The sequence below is a fragment of the Kosmotoga sp. genome, from assembly GCF_982836095.1.
Genome location: NZ_CEYIHJ010000062.1, coordinates 1 through 9,389, shown reverse-complemented (window position 1 = coordinate 9,389; position 9,389 = coordinate 1). Strand labels below are relative to the sequence as shown.

Here is a 9,389-nt window from a genome sequence, read left to right as displayed (position 1 = left end):
CCCTGAACACCTCTCTTAAGAGGTCCATGTTGTAACCCGTTTTAGCCGATACTTCTATTATGCTGTAATATTCGCCATAAGTGTGATATAACTCAAGTAATGCCTTTCTGGAGCTTAAAAGGTCAACCTTGTTCACAGCTATTATCGTAGGCAGTGTACTGTATTCAGCAAGAATGAGAAATCTATCCAGTATGTAAAATGAGACAGCGGGTTCTTCAAGGCATGTAACAAGTACTATCTGGTCCACATTTGCTATACGCGGTCTTTTGAGTTCATTTCGACGGTTGAGTATATTCTCCACTTTTCCTGTTCCATCACCTGTGGGAACGAACTCCACCACATCGCCCACTATGGGCCTGATACCAAGTTTCTTGAAACGCCCTGGCATATCACATAGATAGTGCTTTCGGCTGTGCAATTCACTTACAATGAGCGTCCGGCTATCATAGCGGATCACATTTCCCTTTAACCTTTCAGCGCTCAACGCTTATCCCCCCTGAGCTCTCGCCTTCTTAACTGCCCACAGGCTGCATCTATATCTGTGCCCTTTTCCACTCTAAGAGCCGCTTCAATTCCCAGTTTATTAAGTTCTTCCTCAAAAGTCTTTGATCTGTCAACGGGAGGACGATGAAATTGTGGAACCACGGGGTTGATTGGTATCAGGTTCACAAAGCTTTTTAAGCCTCTTAATAAGCGCGCCAGATTTTTGGCATCTTTGAAAGAATCATTTATATCCTCTATCAATATGTATTCAAAGGTTATCCGGTTACCCGTTTTTTTCTGGTAGTATCTCAATGCTTCAAAGAGTTCCTCAATGGAGAAACGCCTGTTAATGGGCATGAGCCTGCTTCGTTTTTCATTGTCGGCTGCGTGAAGTGAAACGGAGAGCTTGATAGCAAGTCCTGAATCCGCAAGCTCTTTTATTCCATTGGGAATGCCCGCAGTGGAAATGGTGAAATGCCTTATCCCGAGATTTCTTCCTTTTTCATCGTGCAGGATTTCAATACTCTTGAAAAGAGGCTTACTGTTCATAAATGGTTCACCCATACCCATGAAAACAATGTTATCGACGTCTTCATTTATCTCTTTTTCCATGTATAAAACCTGAGCCACGATTTCCGAAGTGCTCAGATTTCTTTTAAATCCGCTGAGCCCCGTTGCGCAAAAGGCACAGCCAAGCTGGCAACCAACCTGAGTAGAAATGCAAAAAGTGATATGTTCAGAATGGCGAATAACCACCGATTCAATGTATTCGTTATCATACAATTTCCAAAGAAATTTCTCTGTTCCATCCTTTGCTTTTTGCCTGCTTTTCATTGAAAAAACCGGAAAGGCAAAACGCTCTTTTAGAAAAACCCGATTGCCCTTCGACAGGTTTGTCATTGCTTCAAAATCAAACACTCTCTTTTTGTATATCCAATCGAATATTTGATCAGCCCTGAATCGTTCAAGGCCCAATTCCTGAATTTCGCGTTTTAGCTCTTCATAACTCAAGGAGAGTATTTCTGTCAAGTCATCACCACCAAAATATCATCGTTTTTTCAGATATGTGATAAAACAGGGCTTCGGTGCATCAGGCGGAAAATAATAAACACCATAATCCTGTTCTGTTCCTCTCAAGTCTTTTCCAAGAGTGCTATCAAAGTTCACATATTCGTATCCATTCTCCGCGAGCTCGAGAACAAGGTCGTGTGTTTCTTCCAAACTATAAGTTTCAAGCAACAAGAAAAAGTCTTTAGTATCTATCTCCATTATCTCTCGAAGAAGCTGTTCCTTTGAATTTGAAAATGACTCCCGTTTCAGAGTGGAAAAAAGCCAGGGTCGCTCATTTAAAAGAGAGAGAGCACTGCCAGCTTTTTTTACCATCTTTTCCTTCATACCCTTCAAGATATATTCCATTTCATCTATTCGGTGCAGTTTAGGGGCTCCGATTCCCCTTTCCACAAGCAAGACTGCATCGGAAAAATCGCTGCCAGCAAAAATAAATCCTCTTTCTTCCAGCTCTGTTAACATTTGTGGATCAACAACATAAGTTTCCATCGGGGGAGCCTGGTTATACTCCAGCACAGGTCTTATATCTCTCATATAAGGGAGCTTTTCTATGTAGTTCACCAGCCATTGAGGGTGAGAGTATCTCAACCACAAAGGCAAGCCACTCAAATCCACACGTTCCTTTGTGATTTTTCTCAATACTGCATTAACCAAATTTCTGAAACTTCTGACGCCCACAAGTTCAACACTCTCTTTTATAGCGGCGTATTCAGGCACGGCATTTAGAAAATAGAGCTGAAAAACTCCCAGCCTTAATACATTCCTCACAGCTACGGGGAGTTTATCCGGTTTTTTCAGATATTCCTTCAGAATATGGTCTATGAGAACGCGCTTTCTCAAAGTACCCAAATACAGATTTACAGTGAACTTCCTTGCTTCAAAAGAAAGGGTGGAGAGCGCTATCTCCACCTTTTTTGATGGTATATATCCATTTTTATCGAAGTAGTTGAGTATCTCCAGTGCTATTTCCCGGCTTCCTTTCATCAGTTACGATCACCGAAAAGCCCCGAAATAAAAAGCATTCGCAACAATTGCATCAGGGCCATAGCCACGGAAGCCACATAGGTCATAGCAGCTGCGTTCAACACCTGATCGACCGCGGCGAGTTCCCTTTGGGGCATGCCCATTCTATTCAACAGGACGTGGGCCCTTTTACTGGCATTCAATTCTACGGGTAACGTTATAAGGGTGAATAGGACAACAAGTAAAAATAGCAGGATACCAAATTTCATCAACGCCGGAGACCAGAATAAAAGACCCATGAGGAAGATTATCCAGCTAAAACCGGACCCAAAGCTTGCCACCGGGGCAAAAACATTTCGAATCTCCAATGGAGCATACTTCTCCTTGTGCTGAATCGCATGCCCTATTTCATGGGCAACTATACCAAGAGCCGCGATGGAATGGCTGTTAAAAGTTGAAGAGGACAGCCTCACAACCCTTGACCTTGGATCATAGTGGTCTGAGAGTTTTCCTGGAATGGATTCAATTTTCACCTCAAAGAGACCTGCACTATCGAGCAGCCTTCTAGCCAGTTCGGCACCGTTAAGGCCAAAACTGGAATTTATGCGGGAATATTTGTGAAATCTTTGCTGTACAAGAGATTGAGCCCATATGGCTAAAATAATCGCCGGGATCAAAAATATAAACGTTGGATCCCAGAAAAGCATTCAACCACCTCCAGCCATTATTATATCACCATATTTTTGACTTTTCTTTAATTATACAGTTCAAATCTGAACGCTCACCGCTGTGGTAAAATGAAGAAAATCAACCATTAGGAGAGGAACATGAAAGCAAATCATGTTGCAGAGAGCACCCTTGTTGAGCTGCTGAATAAACCTGGTCTGGATTGTCCCATATGTTCAGCGTTAAGCCTTTCCACAAAAAGCTGGCTTGAGGCCACGCTTTCCAATCTCATGCACAATTTCGAATCACGTGGAAAACTCTTACGCGGAGGGCTTTGCACGGCACATAAAAAGTTGTTGATTGAACTGGCTACTTCAGAATTCAACATCGGTGCCCTTTCTCTTTCCATGCTTTTAGATGAGATGCTTCCCGTTCAGCTCCGAACGCTTGAAAAGAGGAAAGTGATTTCGGGTAAAAGCTGCTATCTTTGTGAATTCGAAAGGCAAACCTCTCAAAGGTACGTGGATACTTTCAAAGAATTCTTCAACCTTCTTGAGGGTAAGAAGCTATATGAAAACTCAGAACACATCATATGCATTGATCATAGTGCAAAACTTCTTTCAAGCATGAAGGCCAAAACCCGAGAATGGTTTTTGGAAGTTCAGAATGTTAAATTCACAGCACTCCATCAACTGCTGAAAAACTACATGAAAAAACACGACCACAGAAGCAAGGAACCCTTTGGTGAGGAGAGGGATTCCTGGAAAACTCTGGCAAAATTGATAGGAGAATTAAAAACCTGATTTTTTATGTTTCAACACGGCTATCCACGATATCCCATAAACATAAAGGTTCCTGAAAGCCCCGCGATTATTGCTATAATAAATATAACTATTGCAATAATTATTAGAATCCCCTGTATCTTAAAAAAGACCCGAATGTTGTCCAGGCCATCCTCAAGCACCACGGAACGATTTGAAAACATATAGCTTTCGATGGAAGCTTTCGCCTTTCTGAGCCTGGAGCCCATAACCAGCGAAATCACTCCGCTCACCAAACCTGACAAAAAAGCTCCTAAGCCTGGATACCCTCTGGACAATGAAAAGATGGCCCCAATCAAAGCGAATATGCCAACGACAATGAGCCAGTTCCCCAGAAATCCCGCCCAGTAAGAAAGACCTTTGAGCGTTGAAAAAGAAATTTTCACTTCTTTGTTTTCATCAGTCATCGATATCCCCCCTTTGATACGCTTAACCACCGCAACTCGAACAGCTTCCTCCTGAACATCCCGAACAGCTCGAACCCCGGGACCCAACATCATTATTTTTGAGATTTGATCCACTCTTAAAGCTCACGACTTTGGATATTTGTTTCACAAGCTCTCCACCGCATTTAGAACAGGGTGGCACTTCTTCATTGATTTTGAGCAAAAGACTCTCTTCATGATGGCATACTGAACAGACAAAACGATATAGGGGCATTTCTTACCTCCTCTTTAAGGATTTTAGTTATATTTTACGTTATTTTTTTGCTTCAACAAAACGAGGAAAGAGAGAAAGGTGAAAGGCAAGCCTTTCACCCTATCTAACCAGCATGAGAATGAGATCGTTAACGTTGGTTCCAGTAGGCCCGGTAACGATAAGATCGCCAATCGCTTGAAGGGCATGATAGGCGTCGTTGTTGTCCAAAAAGCTGTCGATATCAAGACCCTTTTCTTTAAGACGCACAACGGTAGTACCATCTACAATGCCTCCTGCCGCGTCTGTGGGGCCATCAGTCCCATCTGTTCCCACAGATAAAATCGCCACGCCTTTAAGACCCTTTATTCCCTTAGCGGCCGAAAGCGCGAGTTCTTGATTTCTTCCACCTTTACCGCTACCTTTAACATGAACCACTGTTTCTCCACCCAGAACTATGGCACAAGGCCTCTTGAAAGTTGAATTGAAGTCGGATATTTCCCTTGCAATTGCCGCGAGGAAAGCACCCGCCTCCTTAGCCTCGCAATCGAGGGTTGTTGTGAGAATTGTCGCTTTGTACCCGAGCTCTTCTGCCTTTTTGACAGCAACTTCACATACTTTGCCAACGCTTCCAATTATTTTCGTTTCTACATTGTCTATCGTTTTAGGCGTTTCGAGCATTAACACCCTTTTGATTCTTTCTGGTATGTTGAGCCCATACTTCTTTACGATGTTTATCGCTTCTTCTGATGTGCTGCTGTCTGGATAGGCAGGCCCCGATGCGATGCTGTCGAGCCTATCCCCAAGCACATCCGAAAGCACCAGAGAAAACACCTTTGCAGGTTGTACCAGCCTGGCAAACCCTCCCCCTTTAACCTTTGATAAATGCTTTCTGACTGTGTTAATTTCCACGATGTTTGCCCCGGAATTCAAAAGCTTCTGGGTAATATCTGCCAGATCGTCAAGAGTAACCCCTTCGCGAAGGCTTTCAAAGAGTGCAGATCCGCCGCCAGAAACGAGAAACAGCACTGTATCCTTTTCTGAAAGCTTTTTTACAAGCTCAAGTGCTATTTCCGTTGCTTTAAGCGTATTTTCGTCGGGGACCGGCTGACCTGCTTCATACACTTCAAGCCCTTTGATCTTCCCAAGGCTATGCTGGTATTTTGTGATTACTACACCTCTTGAGATCCTGTCGCCTAACACTTCCTTTGCGGCTGCGGCCATTCTCCATGCCGCTTTCCCTATTGCCACTAAAACAACGTTGCCTTCAAACTTTTTTGATTGCAGAGCAGAAACCACCGCATTCTCAGGAAGCACAGCTTTGATAGCTTCATCAGCGATGTATAGGGCGTCTTCCCTGATGCTATTCATTAATCACACCTCCACTAAATACTAAATCACAGAGCAAAAAGACTTATTAACCATACTATCACCGCTGCTGATATTCCTTCAACCAGTGTCCCTAATGTCTGCAATTTGTAACCTGTTTTAACATCCATTCTGGAGAACTGTGTAACCACCCAGAAATAGCTGTCGTTGGCATGGGATACTACCATAGAACCCGCGCCGATTGCAACGACGACAAGGGCTTTTGCAGCAACACCGGTGAACCCGAGAGAGTCCATCAAAGGTGCCATAAGTGAAGCGGTCGTTATGATGGCAACCGTCGATGATCCCTGAGCACTCTTGATACCAGCCGCTATTATGAAGGGAAGCCATATTCCGATATTGGCTTTCGCAAGTGTATCACCAATGACACTTGCAATTCCTGAATTCTGAAGAACCTTTCCAAAAGCTCCGCCAGCCGCGGTTATCATTATTATGAGCGCAGCGTTGACCAAAGCCTTGCCCACCCAACCTGAAGTGGAAAGCATTTCCCTGTCCAGCTTCTTCGGTAGTGTAAAAGCAATGAGCACGCCAATCATCAAAGCGGTTACAGGGTGCCCAATGAAGCCTATGAAAGTTCTGAAGGCACCATCACCAAAGGGATGTGTCGGGAAATCCGATATGGATTTCAAAAGAATCAACAATATGGGGAGCACAAGGGGCAAAAAGGCGCTCGCTGCTTTAGGAGCATCCTTCATCTTCTCTTGAATAGCTTCTTCCGTGAGCTCCGGTTCTGGATCTATTTGAATTTTAGAACCAGCCTTCAGTGCGAAAAACCAGCCTACCAACATTGCAGGGATAGATACAAGCAATCCCCACATGATTACCGCTCCAAGGTCTGCATTGAGAATACCAGCAGCTGCTATTGGCCCGGGCGTCGGTGGAACCATTGTATGTGTGGCATAAAGGCCGAGACTGAGTGCTATTGCACTAGTAGCCAACGTTATCTTTGCCCTTTTTGAAAGAGCTTTGTTAAGTGGGCTTAGGATAACAAAACCCGAATCACAGAATACGGGTATCGATACAATATAGCCGATAATTGCCATGGCGAGAGGTACTCTTTTTTTACCAGTAGCCTTGAGAACACTTTCCGCCATGGTAAAAGCCCCTCCGGATTTTTCCAGAAACGTCCCAATAATAGTACCGGCAACGATCACTATACCGATGTAACCGACAGTACCGCCAAAACCGCCGGTAATGGAAGAAATGATGTCCGGAAGCTTCATTCCCGACAAAAGCCCGAATCCAAAGGCGGAAAACAACAGCGCAAGGAATGGATGCAGTTTCCACCTCACAGTTGAGATGATGATGAACAACACCGATAGGAACAAAAGCACTACCAGCCAAACACCCATACACTTACCCCCTTTAAGTAAAATGGATACCTGAGTATCCATGTATATGAACTAAACATTATATTAGTAACAAATGACCAATATAAAAAGGGAAGTTTGACTTTCAGGTTGATAATGCACAACACAAATATCCTTCTAACAAGCGCTCTGTTTTTTCAGCAATCCGATGATTTTTTCGAAGTTTGCTTCAAAGACCGAAACAATCTCCGGGTCGTAGAAAGTGCCAGCGTTATCTTTGAGTTCTTTCAAAGCCTCTTCTGGCGTATGCGCGGGCCTGTAAGGCCTGTGCGAGCACATCGCTGTGAATACGTTTGCAACCGTGAGAATCCTCGATTCGAGAAGAATCTCACCAGCTTTCAAACCCTTTGGATAACCTGACCCGTCCAGATGCTCATGATGCTGGAGTATAATCTCAAGCACTTTTTCAGAAAAATCTACGTTCTTAAGCAATTCAACGCTCATCCCAACATGCTCTTTCACAATCTCATATTCTACCTCAGAAAGGCTTGTTGACTTCAGCAAAATGGCTGCGGGCACACCAATTTTGCCAATATCGTGTAGCAGTGCGGCAATACGCAGATCATCAAGAGACTCATGGTCAAGATTTAACTTTTCTCCTAGAAAAACAGCGATTTTAGCGGTTTCTTCATGATGAGTTGCAGTGGTGGGATCCCGCAAGTTGGTAATGTTAGACACGGCGATTATCAACCTTCCAAAAGCTTCGCTCAGTTCTTTGTTTGACTTTTCCAGCTCCTGGGTTCGTTCAGCCACTTTTATTTCCAGATTCTTGTTTAGTTCATCGAGCTTTTTCCTTTCAAGAGCGGACTTTTGCTGAAAGTAGAAGGCCTTCTTACTTTCGTATTCGAATAAATAAGAAGCAAGCATGCCTATGAAGTTAATTGCTGAAAAAACAACATTACGATCAACTAATATATAATCCGGTAGATTTCCCACGGCCAAAATAGCGATATCATACATCAAAACTACTACCCATCCTGTAAAAGCAGACCACCAGAAGCCAAGGCGCGCGAGGGCATAGAGGAATAATAACACGAGAATAATGGAAGAATCGTACTGGTAAGTACCAAGAAGGCGGAACTCCTGTATGTTATCAGCGATAACGATAATGCCCATAAGGCCTGCTGTTGCTGCGAGAATAATACCCGTAACAATTGCCCGTGTATGGTTATAAAAGAATTTTGTATTTTGAAAAGATACCAACACTATACAATAAACAACAAAAACAATTCTAATGGCAACAAGTTCTTTGAAGACCATTGGTACTGCATAAAAATCAACAAAAAGGAAAGCAAGATACAGAAAGACAGCAGCCATTAAAAGGTATTTAAGGGTTTTAGCATAGTTTCTGGCATAATAATCTTGAAAGGCCTTTTCGGTCTTTTCGTCGCGAAATTTTAAGTTTAGCGGATTCAGATCGACTTCAATAAATTTTTTCTTGAAATAATCTAAAACCATCATGATAATCAGCCTTAATCATTATATCAAATCATTGTATCTATTTTGCATCCTATGGTTGTGTGATAAAATTTTTTACAGCAACTCCCGGGAGGTGTTTCGGTTGGATATTGACTTTTCTGTACTATCGGAATTTCTGTTGATTTACGTGCTTCCTCCCCTGGCAGTTGTTCTTGCGATCCTGCTTTTCCTTCTTTACAGGAAAAGGAAAGTAATGCTCGTACAAAAAAGCATGTCTCTCATAGATAACCTTGAAGGCAAAGACTTCGAGAGGTTTTTGCTTCTTTTGTTCAGAAGGCTTGGCTATAATGCGCACCTCACCGGGCGTGGTAAAGACCAGGGGGCTGATCTGGTCATAAAGAAACGCTTTCTCCGTACCGCCGTTCAAGCAAAAAGATACAGCAATTCTGTGGGCAATGCAGCTGTTCAGCAGGTTTATGCTTCCAGGAAAATCTACAATTGCCGCAAGGCCATGGTTGTTACAAACAGCAGGTTTACACGTGAAGCCCGAGAACTGGCCAGGAAAACAGGAGTA

11 protein-coding genes are annotated in these 9,389 nt (G+C 43.3%); 2 read left to right on the top strand and 9 right to left on the bottom strand.

Annotated features, from left to right (window positions below):
- The 4 genes from rsgA to AC3LHT_RS05605 form a co-directional block, all read right to left on the bottom strand.
- Window positions 1-484: GTPase RsgA (gene rsgA / locus AC3LHT_RS05620; protein ID WP_488662227.1), on the bottom strand; the 484-nt coding region annotated here is incomplete at its 3' end.
- Complete coding sequence (gene rlmN / locus AC3LHT_RS05615) at window positions 481-1,512, bottom strand: dual-specificity RNA methyltransferase RlmN (protein WP_488662226.1); 1,032 nt, start codon at window positions 1,510-1,512, stop codon at window positions 481-483. The genes rsgA and rlmN, both read right to left, overlap by 4 nt.
- 18 nt (window positions 1,513-1,530) lie before the next feature.
- Complete coding sequence (locus AC3LHT_RS05610) at window positions 1,531-2,535, bottom strand: transcription antitermination factor NusB (protein ID WP_488662225.1); 1,005 nt, start codon at window positions 2,533-2,535, stop codon at window positions 1,531-1,533.
- Window positions 2,535-3,221: a zinc metallopeptidase gene (locus AC3LHT_RS05605; RefSeq protein WP_290645883.1), complete on the bottom strand. Its 687-nt coding sequence runs from the start codon at window positions 3,219-3,221 to the stop codon at window positions 2,535-2,537. Before AC3LHT_RS05605 ends, AC3LHT_RS05610 begins: the two co-directional genes overlap by 1 nt.
- Before the next feature lie 120 nt (window positions 3,222-3,341).
- Here AC3LHT_RS05605 and AC3LHT_RS05600 point away from each other — a divergent pair, with 120 nt between their 5' ends.
- Window positions 3,342-3,983 (top strand): hypothetical protein, encoded by a 642-nt coding sequence (locus AC3LHT_RS05600; RefSeq protein ID WP_488662224.1) that lies wholly within the window; start codon window positions 3,342-3,344, stop codon window positions 3,981-3,983.
- A gap of 20 nt (window positions 3,984-4,003) precedes the next feature.
- Here the strand turns inward: AC3LHT_RS05600 and AC3LHT_RS05595 are convergent, their stop codons facing one another.
- From AC3LHT_RS05595 to AC3LHT_RS05575, 5 genes are all read right to left on the bottom strand, one after another.
- A complete protein-coding gene (locus tag AC3LHT_RS05595; protein WP_290645880.1) occupies window positions 4,004-4,408 on the bottom strand; it encodes a DUF5362 family protein in 405 nt (134 codons plus the stop codon).
- A gap of 22 nt (window positions 4,409-4,430) precedes the next feature.
- Complete coding sequence (locus AC3LHT_RS05590) at window positions 4,431-4,661, bottom strand: FmdB family zinc ribbon protein (RefSeq protein WP_366011297.1); 231 nt, start codon at window positions 4,659-4,661, stop codon at window positions 4,431-4,433.
- A 99-nt stretch (window positions 4,662-4,760) separates the two neighbouring features.
- Window positions 4,761-6,008: a glycerate kinase type-2 family protein gene (locus AC3LHT_RS05585; RefSeq protein ID WP_488662223.1), complete on the bottom strand. Its 1,248-nt coding sequence runs from the start codon at window positions 6,006-6,008 to the stop codon at window positions 4,761-4,763.
- Window positions 6,009-6,034: 26 nt separating this feature from the next.
- Window positions 6,035-7,378, bottom strand: coding sequence for a GntP family permease (locus AC3LHT_RS05580; RefSeq protein ID WP_488662222.1), 1,344 nt, complete (start codon window positions 7,376-7,378; stop codon window positions 6,035-6,037).
- Between the two features lie 135 nt (window positions 7,379-7,513).
- Entirely contained in the window at window positions 7,514-8,857 is a 1,344-nt protein-coding gene (locus AC3LHT_RS05575; RefSeq protein ID WP_488662221.1) for an HD-GYP domain-containing protein, read from the bottom strand.
- A gap of 100 nt (window positions 8,858-8,957) precedes the next feature.
- On the opposite strand from AC3LHT_RS05575, the gene AC3LHT_RS05570 reads away from it, so the two are divergent.
- A partial coding sequence (locus tag AC3LHT_RS05570) for a restriction endonuclease (protein ID WP_488662220.1) occupies window positions 8,958-9,389 on the top strand: 432 nt, incomplete at its 3' end.

Bases quoted from the DNA above. Each gene is read 5' to 3' on its own strand.
- AC3LHT_RS05610 (WP_488662225.1), bottom strand. From the start codon at position 2,535: ATGAAAGGAAGCCGGGAAATAGCACTGGAGATACTCAACTACTTCGAT.
- AC3LHT_RS05605 (WP_290645883.1), bottom strand. From the start codon at position 3,221: ATGCTTTTCTGGGATCCAACGTTTATATTTTTGATCCCGGCGATTATT.
- AC3LHT_RS05600 (WP_488662224.1), top strand. From the start codon at position 3,342: ATGAAAGCAAATCATGTTGCAGAGAGCACCCTTGTTGAGCTGCTGAAT.
- AC3LHT_RS05595 (WP_290645880.1), bottom strand. From the start codon at position 4,408: ATGACTGATGAAAACAAAGAAGTGAAAATTTCTTTTTCAACGCTCAAA.
- AC3LHT_RS05590 (WP_366011297.1), bottom strand. From the start codon at position 4,661: ATGCCCCTATATCGTTTTGTCTGTTCAGTATGCCATCATGAAGAGAGT.
- AC3LHT_RS05585 (WP_488662223.1), bottom strand. From the start codon at position 6,008: ATGAATAGCATCAGGGAAGACGCCCTATACATCGCTGATGAAGCTATC.
- AC3LHT_RS05580 (WP_488662222.1), bottom strand. From the start codon at position 7,378: ATGGGTGTTTGGCTGGTAGTGCTTTTGTTCCTATCGGTGTTGTTCATC.
- AC3LHT_RS05575 (WP_488662221.1), bottom strand. From the start codon at position 8,857: ATGATGGTTTTAGATTATTTCAAGAAAAAATTTATTGAAGTCGATCTG.